Here is a 16,115-nt window from a genome sequence, read left to right as displayed (position 1 = left end):
ATCTGTCCTTCGCGCCAACAATCTATGTTAACCAAGCATCTTGTTTATATTTAATTCAAGACCTGCCAGTTGTTTCGCCACTTTACCAACATCACCCGCACCTTGCGTTAAGATTAGGTCGCCGTCTTGTATAACGTTAGCTAAAACTGAAGGTAATTGCTCGATTTCTGGAACAAAAATCGGATCTACCTTACCTCGGCTGCGAATTGTGCGACACAATGAACGTCCATCAGCTCCTGCAATTGGCTTTTCACCTGCGGCATAAACATCCAACATGATTAATACATCAACTTGCTCTAGCACATTCGCAAAGTCATCGTATAGATCACGAGTACGGCTATAACGGTGTGGTTGGAAAATCATAACGAGACGTTTATCTTGCCAACCGCTTCGCGCAGCATTAATGGTCACATCAACTTCTGTTGGGTGGTGTCCGTAATCATCCACTAACATGGCATGACCATTACCGGTATCAAACTCGCCAAGGTGATCAAAACGTCGTCCCGTGCCTTGCGTTCCGGCCATTGCTTTTAGAATTGCATCGTCTTCAATGTCATCTTCGGTAGCCACTGCAATCGCAGCCGACGCATTAAGTGCATTGTGACGACCTGGAATGTTCAGAGTGATATCTAGGTTGGCACGCCCTTTACGTACTACCGTAAATTTGCCTTGCTGACCTTCTTGACGATAGTTTTCAATGCGTACGTCAGCATCTGCGGAGAAACCGTAAGTAATCACTTGACGACTAATACGTGGGATTAACTCTCGAACCACAGGATCATCAATACAAACAATAGCTTGGCCGTAGAACGGTAGATTGTGTAGAAAATCAATGAAGGTTTGCTTTAACGTTTCAAAGTCACCCCCATAAGTATCCATATGATCGGCTTCAATATTAGTGACGATACTTACCATTGGTTGCAGGTGCAGGAATGACGCGTCGCTCTCATCCGCCTCAGCAATTAGAATACGACTCGAGCCTAAACGAGCATTTGTACCTGCGCTTTTCACCAAGCCACCGTTTACAAACGTTGGATCAAGACCGGCTTCAGAATAAATTTGTGTCACGAGCGCCGTCGTCGTCGTTTTACCGTGCGTGCCCGCAACGGCAATACCATGACGGAAGCGCATCAACTCAGCGAGCATCTCAGCACGACGTACAATAGGTATACGTAACTCCCGCGCAGCCATCACTTCTGGGTTTTCTTCGTTGATAGCGGTTGAAACCACAACCACACTGGCTTTTTCAACATTGCTAGCTTGGTGCCCGATAAATACCGTCGCACCTTTTGATACTAAACGCTCTGTCACAGGGTTTTCTGATAGGTCAGAACCCGTGATTTGGTAGCCTTCGTTCAACAGCACTTCTGCAATGCCGCTCATGCCCGCACCACCAATACCGATGAAGTGGATGGATTTCACGCGGCGCATCTCTGGCACCATGGCGCGAATCTGAGCTAAGTCTTGTGTATGTTGGATTGTCATCAATTCTATTCTCAATAATTCGTTAACGCTTTTCGGTCAAAGCGACAATGGCTTGTGCGACAACTCGGTCGGCATTCAATTTAGCAGCGCCACGCGCTTGCTCAGCCATCGTAAGTAAAGCTTGGCGATCCAATTGTTGGATCTGCTGAGTCAGAGACTCAACGGTTAAATCTGGTTGTTCAATCATTTTCGCTGCGCCGCATTCTACTAGATGATCGGCATTCAGTGCTTGTTGGCGATCTTTATGCATAAAAGGAATAAAGATCGCACCAACGCCAGCAGCAGAAACTTCAGAAACGGTTAACGCCCCTGAACGACAAACTAAAAGGTCAGCCCATGCATAAGCCTCTGCTACGTCGTCAATGAACTCTGTGACTTCTGCATTTACCACACCATTAGCTTGGTATGCTGCGTTCACTTCTTCGGCGGAACCTTTGCCCGCTTGATGACGAATACAGTAATCACCGCCCAACTTTGCCATCACTTCTGGCAGAGTTTGGTTAAGAATGCGTGCACCTTGGCTACCGCCCATCACCAGAATACGAATTGGGCCTTGGCGATCTTGCATTCGCTCTGCAGGCGCTTCTAATCTTGTTAGGTCTTCACGAACTGGGTTACCGACTACCTCAGCATTAGGGAACGCGCCAGGAAAGGCCTGAAAGACTTTCTTAGCAATTTTTGATAGCCATTGGTTTGTCAAACCCGCAACCGCGTTTTGTTCGTGCAGAACAACAGGAATACCGCTCAACCAAGCCGCAATACCACCGGGACCACTCACATAACCACCCATACCTAACACGGCATCGGGCTTCCAATGCTTCATGTGCGCCCGAGCTTGCATGATGGCATTAATAATTTGAAATGGAGCTGCAAGCAGACGCTTTACGCCTTGACCTCGTAACCCTTTCACTTTGATAAAATCGATTTCAATGCCATGTTTTGGCACCAAATCCGCTTCCATTCGATCCGCCGTGCCTAACCAACGGATCTCCCAGCCTTGCTCTTGCAGCTGTTTTGCTACAGCTAACCCTGGGAATACGTGACCGCCAGTACCACCAGCCATCACCATCAAACGTTTATTTTGTTTCATTAGTTTGTTGTTCTGATTGTTGTTCTGATTGTTGTTGCTCGCGTTTCAAGCGGCATTCGTAATCGATACGCAGCAATATGGACACTGCGACGGACATAATAATCAGACTGGAACCACCATAACTGATTAGCGGGAGTGTTAAACCTTTGGTTGGTACGATACCGGCTGCAGCACCAACGTTAACCAACGTCTGGAACGCAAACCAAATACCGATACCGAAAGCCAGATAACCGCCGAACATTTCGCCTTCTTCAAACGCACGCTTGCCTATGTAAACCGCTTTTAGCACTAAGCTAAAAATCAACATTAAGACCAACACAACGCCAACAAAACCGAGCTCTTCAGCAAGTACGGCAAACACAAAGTCGGTATGCGCTTCCGGTAGATATTCCAGTTTTTGAATTGAATTACCGAGACCTTGACCGAACCATTCACCACGACCAAACGCCATCAAAGACTGAGTCAACTGATAGCCACTACCAAATGGGTCTTCCCACGGGTCAAGGAAGGAGGTTACTCGTCGCATACGGTATGGTTCGACTAAAATCAAACCTACCACAGCGCCGATACCTGCCACCATCAACGCGAGAAACTGAGTCAGTTTTGCGCCTGCGATAAACAGCATGCCAAACAGTGTTACTAGCATCACGACGACCGTACCCAAGTCTGGCTGACCAAGCAGTAATACTGCGAAGAAAGCAAACACCATGATTGGCTTCATAAAGCCACCAAAGAAGGTTTGTCGTACTTCGTCTTGCTTTCGAACTAAGTAACCAGACATGAAGATAAACAGCGATAGCTTCGCGACCTCTGCTGGCTGAAGGTTAAACAGCCCAAGGGGAATCCAACGAGACGCACCATTAACCGACTTACCCGCCAAGAGCACGATGATCAACAGTGCGAAAGAAGCCCAAAGTAAGTAATGGCTCTTCTTAAACCACTCTTGCAAAGGTACTTGCAAAATAACAGCGGATGTCCCTAACGCCAGCACAAGAAACGTCGCGTGACGAAACATAAAGTGAAACGGCTGTTCGGTTAATCGTGAGCTGATCGGAAATGATGCAGAGGTTACCATCACCAACCCCGTCAACATCAAACCCAGTGCAATCCACACTAGCTGACGATCAAACATCGCCTCTGGGGCTGGATGCTTGAGCCAATTGCCAATACTGCGTTTAACGTTACCTAAACCCACGAAGTGTGTAACCTTTAATTATGCATATTTCTGAGCAAGAGCAGCGAAGACATCGCCTCTTGCCATAAAGTTGTCGAATTGATCAAAGCTAGCACATGCTGGAGACAGCATCACCATATCACCTGGTTTTAACTGCGAAGATACTTGTTGAATCACATCTTCCATGGTGTCGAAACGTATTGCAGATTCATGCAGTGGCATAAAGTCATCGCCATCAGCGCCAAAGCAGCACAGTTGCAAGTTAAGCGTCGCGAAGATCGGTTTTAATGGCGAGAAGTCAGCCCCCTTGCCAACACCACCAACGAGCAAGTAGAGCTTACCTGTCGACTCCAAACCAGATAGCGCAGCCATAGTGCTCGCAATATTAGTTGCTTTAGAGTCATTCACCCATTTTACGCCTTGATTATCCGCAACCACCTGGCATCGGTGTGTCAGTCCCGTGTAATTTTTAAGTGCATTCAATGCGTTGTGATAGTCTACGTCCGCAGCTTTTAATAGCGCTAAAGCAACCAGAGCATTAGATAAGTTGTGCTTACCAACCAACTTAAGCTCATCACTTGCGATAACTCGTTGACCATGATCGAGTAGCCAAGTGCGATTGCCATCCACCTCGAGACCAAAGTCCTGATTGTCGCTGCCAAATGTCACCAATGGCATCTCTGCGTCTGGGAAGGTTTCTTTATCATCACGGTTCACTACCGCGAGATCAGCATGATCAAAAATACGCAACTTGGCTTGTCGATAGTCAGACATGCCTTGATAACGGTCCATATGATCTTCAGAAAGATTCAGAAACGCAGCGGCTTTGAGCTTTAAGCTTGACGTTGTTTCCAACTGGAAGCTCGAGAGTTCAAGCACATATAGGTCTGCGTCATGTTCTAGTAAATCCAATGCAGGAACGCCGATATTGCCACCAACGCCAACTTCCAAACCCGCGGCCTTGGCCATCACGCCAGTGAGATCGGTGACTGTGCTCTTACCGTTTGAGCCCGTAATCGCAATCACCGGTTTCTGCACCGCCCAGGCGAATAACTCAATATCACCAACTACTGTCGTGCCTTTTGCTAATACGGCTTGGATCTCTGGTGTCGCTAGCGCAATACCAGGGTTGGTCACGATAAGATCAGCGTCAGAAAGCCAGTCTGTATTCCAACCACCACTATGCAGTTGAACACCTTCCGGCAAGCGCTCTGCACCCGGAGGGTTTACGCGAGTATCAATGACTTTGACCACAAGCTGTGGCTGATTTTTTCTTAGGTGTTTAACGACAGAGAGCCCGGTAATACCGAGCCCTACGACGACAACGCTATGTATGTTTTGCCAACGTTCCATATTTGATCACACTGTAAATCTTGTTCTTAGAAAGTGCGATTAACGCACTTTCAATGTCGCAAGACCAATCAGAACAAGAACCATAGAAATAATCCAGAAGCGCACGATTACGCGAGGTTCTGGCCAACCTTTCAATTCGTAGTGGTGGTGAATCGGTGCCATACGGAAGATCCGCTGACCACGCAGTTTGTATGAACCCACCTGTAGAATTACCGACAGCGTTTCCATCACAAACACACCGCCCATGATCACCAACACCAACTCTTGACGAACGAGAACCGCAATGGTGCCTAATGCGCCGCCAAGCGCTAGTGAGCCGACATCACCCATGAACACTTGTGCTGGATACGTGTTAAACCACAAGAAACCAAGGCCTGCACCGACGATTGCTGTACATACGACAACCAACTCAGAAGCATGTGGTAGGTATGGAATATGAAGGTATTCAGAGAAGTTAACGTTACCCGTCGCCCATGCAATAACCGCGAAGCCTGCAGCAACAAGAACCGTTGGCATGATTGCCAAACCGTCTAGACCATCGGTCAGGTTAACCGCGTTACTCGTACCGACAATCACAAAGTAAGTCAGGATAATGTACATCAAACCAAGTTGCGGCATGATGTCTTTAAAGAATGGCACCACGAGCTGAGTGGCTGCAGTGTCTTTACCGTAAGCGTACAATGCAAAAGCCACGACAAACGCGATCAACGATTGCCAGAAGTACTTCCAACGCGCGATCAAACCATCGGTATTTTTTCGCACCACTTTACGATAATCATCAACAAATCCGACTGCACCGTAGCCAAGCAAGACCGTCAATACCGCCCATACATATGGGTTGGATAAGTCAGTCCAAAGCAAGATTGTGATTGAGATGGCCGCTAAGATCATGATACCGCCCATCGTTGGAGTACCACGCTTACTAAAGTGAGATTCAGGACCTTCGTTACGTACTACCTGACCAATTTGCAGCATTTGCAAACGCTTGATCATGATTGGTCCCATCCATAATGACAGACCCAGAGCGGTTAATACGCTTAGAATTGCTCGAAAAGACAAGTATTCAAACAATCGGAAAAAAGACAGGTATGGCTGTAGCAGCTCGGCAAGCCAAATAATCATTAATAATACTCCTTCAAAGCAGCAGCGACTTCAAACATACGTGCACCGTTCGCTCCTTTCACCAAAATCGTATGGTTTTCAGGAACGGCTTGGTCTAGATGCTGCTTGATGTATTCAATCATCTCTTGGTGCGTCTCAAAATGAATGCCTTGGCAAAGCTCACTGATCACCTTGGCGTCTGCACCATATGTGAGAACATGTTCAAATTTTTGTGGGGCAGCATGTTCCCCGACTTGACGATGAAGTGCAAGACTTTCCTCGCCCATTTCCGCCATATTACCTAAAATCAGCCAGCGCTGACCTGGGAAAGCAGCTAATAAGTCAACCGCCGCTTTCATGGCTGGCACGCTTGCGTTGTAGCTGTCATCAATCAATTTGATTTTTTCGCTCAGCGCTTCAACCTCGACGCGACCTTTCACTTTGTTTAAATGTTTAAGGCCAGCGCGAACCTCTTCTAATGTGGCGCCCATTTGTAACGCAATAATAGAAGCTGCGATTGCATTCGCCACGTTGTGTTGACCTATAATACCCAGAGACAGTTCAATTTCTTGTGAGCTTGCTGCGATATGTAGGTTAAAGCTGGCCTCTCCCGCGGCATTCATCACGATATTTGATGCATAGTAATCAGCCGCAGAATTACTTTGTGAGAAGGTGATAACTTCCTTATCCGCCAGCACGCTTTCCCACTTTGTTTCGCCATTGCTGTCTAAATTGACAATCGCAATACTACCTGCAGCAAGACCTTGGTAAATTTCACCTTTGGCTTGTTTCACGCCATCAATAGAACCAAAGCCTTCAAGGTGCGCGGCGGCTACATTATTCACTAACGCGATATCTGGTTTTACTAACTGCGTTGTGTAAGCAATTTCACCGATATGATTAGCACCAAGCTCAATCACGGCATAATCGTCATCCTGCTGTGAGCGCAATAACGTCAACGGAACACCAATATCATTGTTGAAGTTACCTGCAGTAAACAGCACTTTGCCTTTCAATTGCAGAATGCTCGCGACCATTTCTTTGACGGTCGTTTTACCGCAACTGCCTGTGATGGCAACGGTAGGTGTTTGGCAAGTTTGATGCACCCAAGAGGCTAACTCACCCAGTGCCATTTTGGTGTCCGACACCACGACTTGTGGCACATTCACATCTAGACGTTTTTGTACGAGTAAAGCACCAGCGCCTGCATCCACCGCTTGTTGGCAAAAGTTGTGCGCATCAAAGCGCTCACCCTCCAGCGCAACAAATAAAGCACCGTTGTCAATCGCTCGTGTATCAGTAGAAACCGCGTCGATAAGTAGATCATCGCCGAATAGCTCACCGCGAGTGATGTTGGCAATTTGAGATAACGTTACTTTGATCATGAGGTCAATCCTAAAAGTTGCATAGCGGATTCGCGGTCGGAGTAATGAATCGTTTCGCCATTCCGAATCTGATAATCTTCATGGCCCTTCCCAGCTAACAAGATGATGTCTTTTGGCGAAGCATTCTCAACCGCATAAGACAGTGCTTTGAAACGGTCATGCTGCACAATCGCTTCGGCAGGTTTTGACAGCCCGGATAGCATGTCTTTTACAATCTGAACCGGATCTTCACTGCGTGGGTTATCGTCCGTCAAAACCACTCTGTCACCTAGACGCTCTGCAATTTCCGCCATCATTGGGCGCTTACCTGCATCGCGATCGCCCCCGCAACCAAAAATAGCCCAAAGCTGCCCCTCACAGTGAACTCGTAAAGCTTGCAGCGCTTTTTCTAGAGCATCAGGAGTATGGGCATAATCGACCACGACTTTGGCATGGTCCTCTGTTTGGAATAACTCCATTCGGCCGAGTACAGGTTGCAACTGACCTGCGGTTTCGAGTAACGCTTGTTTATCCTTACCCAAGCTTAATAAGGTCGCAAAAGCGAGCATTAAGTTGGTTGCGTTAAACTCACCAATCAGTGGCGCGTGCAATTGACCTGAGCCAAATTTACCATCAAATTGGATAGTAATCCCCGACTCCGCGTAACGGACATCTGTCGCCCAAATTGCGCTTTCAAACTCAGTGTTCGGTTTGAGTGATACTGCAATCGCATTGCTCAACTGCGTCGCCCATGCATGACCGACCTCATCATCGACATTAATAATGGCACGTTCACATTGATGTTGCGTAAACAACTCCAGCTTTGCATTGGCGTACTCTTCCATCGTGCCATGATAATCTAGGTGATCACGACTTAGATTAGTAAACACACCCGCCGCAAACGACAACGCCTTGACACGGCCTTGCGTTAAGCCATGAGAAGAGACTTCTAGCGCGGTGTATGTGGCTTGTTGATTTGCGAGAGAGGACAGCGTTTTCTGAATTTCTACAGCATTCCCTGTTGTATTCGCGACTTGCTGTAAATTGTCGAGAAAACCATTTCCCGTCGTGCCCATCACTGCCGCTTTGTGGCCAAGTAGCTCTAGCCATTGTGCAATTAGCTGGGTAATGGTGGTTTTACCGTTAGTACCGGTGACACCAATCAAATCCATATCTGGGTAAGCATAAAGCTTTCCAGCGATTGCAGATAAACGTTGATCCAACGTATCGAGGTAAATAACGGGAACGTCATCGATGATTTCCACCGTGCCGTGTGCTTTTACATCACAGGCTTGCGCTAGAACCGCATTGGCCCCTTGCTCAATGGCAGAAGCAATGAAGTTACGCCCATCCACAATATGGCCAATCACCGCAACAAACGTGGTTCCAGGCTGAACTCTTCGGCTGTCGAGCTCCAATTCAGAAACAAGAACGGACGATAAGCTGGGGCAATCCACCCAAGGGGAAAGCAGCACGTCCATACTGATGGCTTTAGTCATATTTGTTCTCCGAGCTTTGGCTCAGGTTTTCTTAATTTTGTTTGCTCAGTAAGCCACTCGGCTTACTGCTGGAATTTGTTTTCGTCTGGTGCAACATTGAGTATTTGTAGCGCGCCTTTCATGATTTCAGAGAAGACAGGAGACGCTACCGAACCACCATAGTAATCATCACCTTGAGGCTCGTTTACGATCACAACCAATGCAATTCGCGGATCGCTAACCGGAGCAAGCCCTGCCGTATAAGTGATGTACTCATCGCTGTATCCACCTGCAGACGCTTTACGTGAGGTACCTGTTTTGGCTCCCACTCGATAACCAGGAACTGCCGCTCGACGAGCTGAGCCTCCTTTTTGGGTTACGGTTTCCAGCATGTCCAAGACCTGGCGTGCGTACTTTGCACTCACTACTTGGCGCGACATGTCATGATCATTGCTTTCGATAATATGGATTGGCTCGTATTTGCCGAGATTTCCAAGCGTCGCATAGGCATGCGCTAACTGGATTGGCGTTATCGATAGACCATAACCAAACGCAATCGTGGCACGTTCAATAGGAGACCATCGTGTTCGTGTCGGGAAGATACCAGTCACTTCCCCAACGAGGTTCAGACCAGAAAGCTCACCAAAGCCCACAGAGCTGTACAGACCGAGCAGCGCCTCTACTGGCATTTGCATTGCCAGCTTCGTCACACCGATGTTACTCGATTTTTTGAGGATCGTGGTCAAGCTCGCTTTACCCACGCGGGATACATCTCTTACTCGGCTACCACCTAAACGAAGTACACCATTACCGGTATCTACGATGGTATCTTTATCGGCTACCCCATTTTCTAAGGCGGCTAAAATAACGAAAGGCTTAATGGTGGAGCCTGGCTCCATCGAGTCCGTGATCACTCGGTTACGCATTTTATAGCTTTGCCAGTCGCTACGATTGTTAGGGTTGTAGGAAGGCGCATTCACCATGGCCAATACGGCGCCAGTTTTCACGTCCAACATAACAACGGAGCCTGACGTAGCGCGATGGTCCGCAACGGCTTGTTTAATCGCACGATAAGCAATCGCCTGTAGGCGCTGGTCGATTGTCAACTGGAGTGACTTACCTTCTTGCTTGTCTTGCCACGCAATGTTTTCTACGACGCGACCATAACGGTCTTTACGAATGGTTTTCTTACCTGCGGCGCCAGTAAGCCACTCATCGTAGCTACGCTCAACACCCTCTAGACCATGCCCATCAATCCCCGTCACCCCAACTAAGTGAGCACTAACCTCACCGGCAGGATAGTAACGACGAGATTCTGACTTAAGACCCACACCAGGCAGCTTTAGCTCACGAATATAGTTCGCCATGGCTGGACTCACTTGGCGCTGCAAGTAAATAAAGCGGCGCTTTTCATTGTGCTTGATCTTGTCTATCAACCCTTGTCGGTCAACACCAAGAACATCCGCTAATGCATACCAGCTCTTGGTCTGGCTTAAGGCGTTTTCTTTAAATATCGTCGCGGGATCCGCCCAAACGGCCTCAACAGGCACACTGACAGCGAGCGGCTCACCATTTCGGTCCGAAATAATACCGCGTGCAGAAGGGATGGATTTCACACGAACCGAGCGTAGGTCACCTTGTTTAATCAGGTTATCCGGTTCAATGATTTGAATATAGGCTACGCGCGCCACCAAAAGTGCAAATGCACAAAAGACAAAAAACAGTAATAGATGGAAGCGCCAACGAATCAGAAAGGATTCTTCAACCTCCACTTTCACTGCTTTTTTCTCGGTTTTCGTATCCCCCGAAGCGTTTTTTTCTTTCGCGACAGGTTTACGCTTGTTGCTTGGTTTCGTGTTGGTTTTCTTTCTAATCATTTGAGCGTGACAACCACTTCTTTATCGCCATCAGGTCGTTTCATTTCAAGTTCTTTTTTGGCAAGGTCTTGAACACGACTGTGTTCCGCGAGGGCCGTTTCTTCCAACATCAGGTTGCGCCATTCGCTATCTAAACGCTCTCGTTCAACCAAAGTGTGATCTTTTTCGGTGATCGCTTGACGCGCATGGTGGGTAGCAAATACCACTCCCATTGCCGATGCCACGATCAATAGCAACAACAGTAATGGCCAGCGACCAACGCTGATAAGATCCGTTGCAATCAACTTAGCAAGGTTAGGAGTGGGTTTCGTCATAATAATTAAAGCTTTTCTGCAATTCTTAGCACAGAGCTGCGCGAACGAGGGTTCATTTCAATTTCTTGTTTGCTTGGCTTAATCGCTTTGCTCACCGCTTTCATATTCGCACTACCAAGAGTACGAATTTGCTCTTCAGTCATTGGAATGCCATGTGGCACTTCAGGTCCTTTGCTCTCTTTACGGATAAAACGTTTGACCATACGGTCTTCCAGAGAGTGGAAACTGATGACAGATAAACGACCTTCAGGAGCCAGAATGCTTGCCGCACCTTTTAGTGCCGTATCAATTTCTTCTAACTCACTGTTGATGTAAATACGAAATGCCTGGAACGCACGAGTCGCAGGGTGTTTTTTCTCTTTAAAGCTTTTGGGTGCAGCATCTGAGATCAGCTTCGCGAGCTGGCCAGTACGTACCAGAGGTTCATTTTCTTCGTCTTCACGGTAGGCAACAATCGCTTTGGCAATACGGCGCGCGTGTTTGTCTTCACCAAACTCACGAATCACCCAAGTAATATCATCTAAGTCAGCTTCCATTAGCCATTGAGATACGGGAATACCTGATGTTGGGTCCATACGCATATCTAGCGGGCCGTCTTTCATAAAGCTAAAGCCACGCTCTGCGTCGTCTAACTGCGGAGATGAAACCCCTAAATCCAGTAGAACGCCATCTACTTTGCCAACCAAGTCATACTCTTCAGCATACTCAGCAATACCAGAAAATGGACCATGAATGATGGTGAAGCGAGGATCATTGATTTTGCCTGCTTCAGCTATCGCTTGAGGGTCACGATCGATACTGTACAGTCGGCCGTTTTCGCCGAGTTTAGATAGAATAGTCCGGCTGTGACCGCCACGGCCAAATGTTCCATCGATATAGATACCGTCTGGTTTGATAGCTAAGCCATCAATGGATTCATTTAATAACACGGAAATATGTTGGAAGGTTTCGGTCATAGCTTTCTCGTTGAATGATCTTGAAGCGATTTTAAGATATGTTGCTCTCTCATGCTGAATATTTATAGCAAAAGATCAACCTACCATAGTGTACTGATTTCCCACATCATCGCCACCTCAAGTCTAAAGTCAGACGTGATTTAACGCCAAGTTTATTGGTAATGACAGGGTTTGCGTCAATAAAATGCAAAAAACCCATCACTACAAAAAGTAGTGATGGGTCTCGAATAGTTGGAGTCGACACATAAGCCGGGTTCTGTTCCGCTTGCGCGGCGGTAGCCATTCGTCTAGGCCAGCAATCGCTCACTGGCTCAAGCAACCTACCCGCCTCCTTACGCGAGCAACGCAATGTGGAGGCCTATTTGGTCTTGCTCCGGGTGGAGTTTACCCTGCAACGAACTATTGCTAGTCGTCCGGTGCGCTCTTACCGCACCCTTTCACCCTTACCTGTGCCCTAGGGCCATCGGCGGTCTTCTCTCTGCTGCACTTGTCGTAGGCTTGCGCCCCCCAGGCGTTACCTGGCACCCTGCTCTATGGAGCCCGGACTTTCCTCCCCTTTACCAGTCTCCCGAAGGACGTCAACGTCAGTCTCCCAAAGGACTTCAACGTCAGTCTCCCGAAGGACATCAGTAAAGCAGCGACTACCCAGTCAACTCCGAGGGCGGATTGTATAGAGTTATCTACTCAGAGTCTAGTGAGATCACAGATATGATGAAATGAATGCATTGAGTGGTGCTTTTTTAACCTAACCATCAAACGTTGAGCCTAAAAAAGGCCGATATTTTCCATCGACCCGCTTTACCATGTGTCTCGTTAGCAGTGCTTAGTCTAAGTTTTCTAAGCCCCACTTATACAACGCATTCTTCTTCAAGTTATGAATTTCTGCCACCAAAGCCGCTGCTTTTTTCAAAGGCAACTCTTTGGTTAAAATCCCTAATGTACGCAAGGCATCATCTGGCAATGAATCGTCCGCGGTTTCGCGGTGACCATGTACCAATAATACCATTTCGCCACGCTGTTGGTTATCGTCACTTTTCACCCACTCAATTAACTCACCTAATGGCATACCTTGAATGGTTTCAAAGGTTTTCGTTAGTTCTCTCGCCAACACGACTTCTCTATCTGGGCCAAGAACGTCTAACATGTCTTGTAGAGAGTCCAAAATACGGTGCGGTGACTCGTAAAAAATACACGTACGCTCTACCGAAGCAATCTCTAGGAATTTATCCTTACGGCCTTTGCTTTTCGGTGGTAAAAAGCCTTCGAAGCTAAAGCGATCGGATGGCAAGCCTGATGCACTTAACGCCGTAATGACCGCGCAAGCACCAGGAAGCGGCACAACTCTAACGCCCGCTTGACGACATTTTGTCACCAAATGGTATCCTGGGTCGCTGATAAGTGGCGTACCAGCGTCAGAAACTAACGCGATAGACTGACCGGAAAGCAGCTTTTCTACCAAAACCTGTGCTTTTTGCTGCTCATTATGATCATGCAGAGCAAAAGTTTTGGTTTGAATATTGAAGTGAGACAGTAATTTACCCGTATGACGAGTATCCTCAGCAGCAATGATGTCCACCGTCGACAGAATTTCGATAGCACGTTGGGTGATATCCGCTAAATTTCCGATTGGAGTCGGTACGATATAGAGAGTTGGCCCCTCATTCGGCAACTTATTTTTATCTGTCATTTGTTTACCATCACTTCAACGATTAATATAGAGACAATTTTGTACAAAATTATAGAGAACTCACGGCAATGATTAACCATAAGAGACTCAGTGTACCACGCATACTTACTCCTGTTGCACTAGCAATTACGCTCGCCGCCTGTTCTTCAGGTCCAAGACAGCCTGATGGCGTTGATGTAACACTTGAGCCTACTCAGTCTGTTCAGAACTATATGATCCAAGCTGATAGCACGGAAGGCAGTTTACAAAATGACTGGTTGATCATGGCAACCAAAGCCGCTATTCAAGCGAACCAGTTTGATCAAGCAGAACTGTTGATCAAACGTCTGGCTCGACAACAGTTGACCGAAGTTCAGCAAGCGGAGTGGCAACTGGCGCGTGCGACCATACAGCAAAAGCAAGGTAATTACTCGCAGTTGCTGCAATTGTTAAACTTTAAACCTTGGTGGAAATTGCCAAACGAGCAATGGAAAGACTATTACTTGATGCGTGCCGACGCTTATCAAGGCCTTAACCAAGCGTTTGAAGCAAACCGCCAGCTGGTTGCATTTGGTCAATACGCCTCGTCAGCAGAGCAGAGGGAAATCTCTAGCCGTATTTGGATGAACTTTGGCAGCTACTCAGAATATGAACTCACCTCATTAGAAACAGAGCCGAATGAGGATGTTCTAGACGGCTGGCTTCAGCTGGCTGTTTATGCAAAAACGCTGTCGGGCAACCTGTCCCAACTTAAAAATACGCTAGAGCGCTGGTTAAGCGAAAACCCTTCGCACCCAGCTGCTATCTATACACCAGAAGAGATTCAAAACATTCTCTCTCTTGATATCGTGAAGCCAAACAATACTGCTTTATTGCTGCCGCTGACGGGTAAGTTCTCGCCACAAGCGCAATTAATTCGTGATGGTTTTGTGTTTGCGATGATGAATGATCGTAATCGAGATCCTAGTGCAACACTTACGGTGATTGACACCAATGCGTATAACGCTGACCAAATTAAACAACGCTTGATCAATGAAAACATCGATTTTGTTGTTGGCCCTCTAGAAAAAGAGAACGTGGAGTTGTTGCACACAACCATGGATGGCTCAGCAAACGGCCCTACCATTCCAGCCCTTGCGCTAAATATCCCCGAGGATGTGCAACCAGATAGCAATATTTGCTACTTGGCATTATCACCGGAACAAGAAGCCGCACAAGCTGCAAAACACTTGTTCAGCGAAGGCTACAACTTCCCTCTTATTCTTGCACCAAAAGGCAGCTTTGGAGAGCGTGTAACTGAGGCTTTCAACAAAGAATGGCGAAAGTACAGCTCTAACAAAGTCGCAGCAAGTTACTTTGGTGACAAGCGCCAACTTCAAAAAGACATCAATGAAGTATTTGGCCTGCAAGAGAGCAAGCAGCGTATCGCCCAGATGCAATCATTAATGCGAATTAAGCTTGAAACACAGCCACGTAGCCGTCGTGATGTTGATGCGGTTTATATCGTAGCTAGAAGCACTGAGCTGACTTTGATCAAGCCGTTTATCGAAGTAGCGATTAACCCTGATGCGAAAGCACCACAAATCTTCTCTAGTTCGCGTAGCAACAGTGGCGGCGCGACATACGAAGATCTAACAGGCATCATCTACAGCGACATTCCATTGCTGATTGACCCAGATCCTAGCGTGACCGCTGAAATGAACGAGCTTTGGTCAGAGCAATCTAACATGGAAAAACGTTTGAAAGCACTCGGTATGGATGCATATAAATTGATCGGTGAACTTCCACAAATGAAGGTCGTTCCTGGTTACTCAGTCGGTGGCCAAACCGGTATTTTAAGTATCGACAACAACTGTGTTGTACAGCGTGAATTGAGCTGGGCTGAGCGTGGGGCTCTTTAGTAAGCGCCAAATCGGAAATCAATATGAAGCTCTGGCGAAGCACTATTTGCAACGCCAGGGCTTGCGCTTTATTGAACAAAATTTCCTGACCAAGGTCGGTGAGATTGATTTAATCTTCCAACAAGGTGAAACTATCGTGTTTGTTGAAGTCAAATATCGTAAGAATGATCACTTTGGCTCAGCAGCAGAAATGGTAACGCACGCAAAAATGCGCAAGCTAATCAAAACTGCACAAGTTTGGCTTAGCCAACAAAAGCGCTTAAAACACAATATCGATTATCGGTTTGATGTCATCGCTATTCATGACAATGGGCGAGATATCAACTGGATAGAAAACGCAATCTCTGAAGGATAAG

Annotated in this window: 13 protein-coding genes and 1 other RNA gene; 2 read left to right on the top strand and 12 right to left on the bottom strand. The window is 47.1% G+C overall.

Annotated features, from left to right (window positions below; all coding sequences use genetic code 11):
• Nucleotides 1-27: 27 nt before the first annotated feature.
• The 12 genes from murC to rsmI form a co-directional block, all read right to left on the bottom strand.
• Nucleotides 28-1,485 (bottom strand): UDP-N-acetylmuramate--L-alanine ligase, encoded by a 1,458-nt coding sequence (gene murC / locus NB463_RS07070; protein WP_005396442.1) that lies wholly within the window; start codon nucleotides 1,483-1,485, stop codon nucleotides 28-30.
• A gap of 22 nt (nucleotides 1,486-1,507) precedes the next feature.
• Nucleotides 1,508-2,575 (bottom strand): undecaprenyldiphospho-muramoylpentapeptide beta-N-acetylglucosaminyltransferase, encoded by a 1,068-nt coding sequence (gene murG, locus NB463_RS07065; RefSeq protein WP_104974500.1) that lies wholly within the window; start codon nucleotides 2,573-2,575, stop codon nucleotides 1,508-1,510.
• Nucleotides 2,562-3,770, bottom strand: a complete 1,209-nt coding sequence (ftsW, locus tag NB463_RS07060; protein ID WP_258432475.1) for a cell division protein FtsW — start codon at nucleotides 3,768-3,770, stop codon at nucleotides 2,562-2,564. Before ftsW ends, murG begins: the two co-directional genes overlap by 14 nt.
• Before the next feature lie 18 nt (nucleotides 3,771-3,788).
• Complete coding sequence (gene murD, locus NB463_RS07055; protein WP_258432476.1) at nucleotides 3,789-5,102, bottom strand: UDP-N-acetylmuramoyl-L-alanine--D-glutamate ligase; 1,314 nt, start codon at nucleotides 5,100-5,102, stop codon at nucleotides 3,789-3,791.
• Nucleotides 5,103-5,141: 39 nt separating this feature from the next.
• Nucleotides 5,142-6,224, bottom strand: a complete 1,083-nt coding sequence (mraY, locus tag NB463_RS07050; RefSeq protein ID WP_005372931.1) for a phospho-N-acetylmuramoyl-pentapeptide-transferase — start codon at nucleotides 6,222-6,224, stop codon at nucleotides 5,142-5,144.
• Nucleotides 6,224-7,588, bottom strand: a complete 1,365-nt coding sequence (locus tag NB463_RS07045; protein ID WP_258432477.1) for a UDP-N-acetylmuramoyl-tripeptide--D-alanyl-D-alanine ligase — start codon at nucleotides 7,586-7,588, stop codon at nucleotides 6,224-6,226. The genes mraY and NB463_RS07045 overlap by 1 nt, the downstream gene beginning before the upstream one ends.
• Nucleotides 7,585-9,066: a UDP-N-acetylmuramoyl-L-alanyl-D-glutamate--2,6-diaminopimelate ligase gene (gene murE / locus NB463_RS07040; protein WP_258432478.1), complete on the bottom strand. Its 1,482-nt coding sequence runs from the start codon at nucleotides 9,064-9,066 to the stop codon at nucleotides 7,585-7,587. Before murE ends, NB463_RS07045 begins: the two co-directional genes overlap by 4 nt.
• Before the next feature lie 62 nt (nucleotides 9,067-9,128).
• Complete coding sequence (locus NB463_RS07035) at nucleotides 9,129-10,922, bottom strand: penicillin-binding transpeptidase domain-containing protein (protein ID WP_134647748.1); 1,794 nt, start codon at nucleotides 10,920-10,922, stop codon at nucleotides 9,129-9,131.
• Complete coding sequence (ftsL, locus tag NB463_RS07030; RefSeq protein ID WP_124008985.1) at nucleotides 10,919-11,236, bottom strand: cell division protein FtsL; 318 nt, start codon at nucleotides 11,234-11,236, stop codon at nucleotides 10,919-10,921. Before ftsL ends, NB463_RS07035 begins: the two co-directional genes overlap by 4 nt.
• 5 nt (nucleotides 11,237-11,241) lie before the next feature.
• Entirely contained in the window at nucleotides 11,242-12,192 is a 951-nt protein-coding gene (rsmH, locus tag NB463_RS07025) for a 16S rRNA (cytosine(1402)-N(4))-methyltransferase RsmH (RefSeq protein ID WP_258432479.1), read from the bottom strand.
• 229 nt (nucleotides 12,193-12,421) lie between these two features.
• An RNA gene (gene rnpB / locus NB463_RS07020) (RNase P RNA component class A) lies at nucleotides 12,422-12,849 on the bottom strand.
• Nucleotides 12,850-13,015: 166 nt separating this feature from the next.
• Nucleotides 13,016-13,879, bottom strand: a complete 864-nt coding sequence (gene rsmI, locus NB463_RS07015) for a 16S rRNA (cytidine(1402)-2'-O)-methyltransferase (protein ID WP_005396454.1) — start codon at nucleotides 13,877-13,879, stop codon at nucleotides 13,016-13,018.
• 68 nt (nucleotides 13,880-13,947) lie between these two features.
• Here rsmI and NB463_RS07010 point away from each other — a divergent pair, with 68 nt between their 5' ends.
• Together NB463_RS07010 and NB463_RS07005 are read left to right on the top strand one after the other, a co-directional pair.
• A complete protein-coding gene (locus tag NB463_RS07010) occupies nucleotides 13,948-15,759 on the top strand; it encodes a penicillin-binding protein activator (protein WP_048626628.1) in 1,812 nt (603 codons plus the stop codon).
• Nucleotides 15,746-16,114, top strand: a complete 369-nt coding sequence (locus NB463_RS07005; protein WP_012842156.1) for a YraN family protein — start codon at nucleotides 15,746-15,748, stop codon at nucleotides 16,112-16,114. The genes NB463_RS07010 and NB463_RS07005 overlap by 14 nt, the downstream gene beginning before the upstream one ends.
• Nucleotide 16,115: the final 1 nt, after the last annotated feature.

Origin of the sequence: Vibrio sp. RM-41-2B (assembly GCF_024744415.1) — a bacterium.
Lineage (GTDB): Bacteria > Pseudomonadota > Gammaproteobacteria > Enterobacterales > Vibrionaceae > Vibrio > Vibrio diabolicus.
Note: the sequence above shows the minus strand (reverse complement) of the source record. Positions and strands in the feature narration are given on the sequence as shown.

Bases quoted from the DNA above. Each gene is read 5' to 3' on its own strand.
- murG (WP_104974500.1), bottom strand. From the start codon at position 2,575: ATGAAACAAAATAAACGTTTGATGGTGATGGCTGGTGGTACTGGCGGT.
- murD (WP_258432476.1), bottom strand. From the start codon at position 5,102: ATGGAACGTTGGCAAAACATACATAGCGTTGTCGTCGTAGGGCTCGGT.
- mraY (WP_005372931.1), bottom strand. From the start codon at position 6,224: ATGATTATTTGGCTTGCCGAGCTGCTACAGCCATACCTGTCTTTTTTC.
- NB463_RS07010 (WP_048626628.1), top strand. From the start codon at position 13,948: ATGATTAACCATAAGAGACTCAGTGTACCACGCATACTTACTCCTGTT.
- ftsL (WP_124008985.1), bottom strand. From the start codon at position 11,236: ATGACGAAACCCACTCCTAACCTTGCTAAGTTGATTGCAACGGATCTT.
- murC (WP_005396442.1), bottom strand. From the start codon at position 1,485: ATGACAATCCAACATACACAAGACTTAGCTCAGATTCGCGCCATGGTG.
- NB463_RS07045 (WP_258432477.1), bottom strand. From the start codon at position 7,588: ATGATCAAAGTAACGTTATCTCAAATTGCCAACATCACTCGCGGTGAG.
- rsmI (WP_005396454.1), bottom strand. From the start codon at position 13,879: ATGACAGATAAAAATAAGTTGCCGAATGAGGGGCCAACTCTCTATATC.
- rsmH (WP_258432479.1), bottom strand. From the start codon at position 12,192: ATGACCGAAACCTTCCAACATATTTCCGTGTTATTAAATGAATCCATT.
- NB463_RS07035 (WP_134647748.1), bottom strand. From the start codon at position 10,922: ATGATTAGAAAGAAAACCAACACGAAACCAAGCAACAAGCGTAAACCT.
- murE (WP_258432478.1), bottom strand. From the start codon at position 9,066: ATGACTAAAGCCATCAGTATGGACGTGCTGCTTTCCCCTTGGGTGGAT.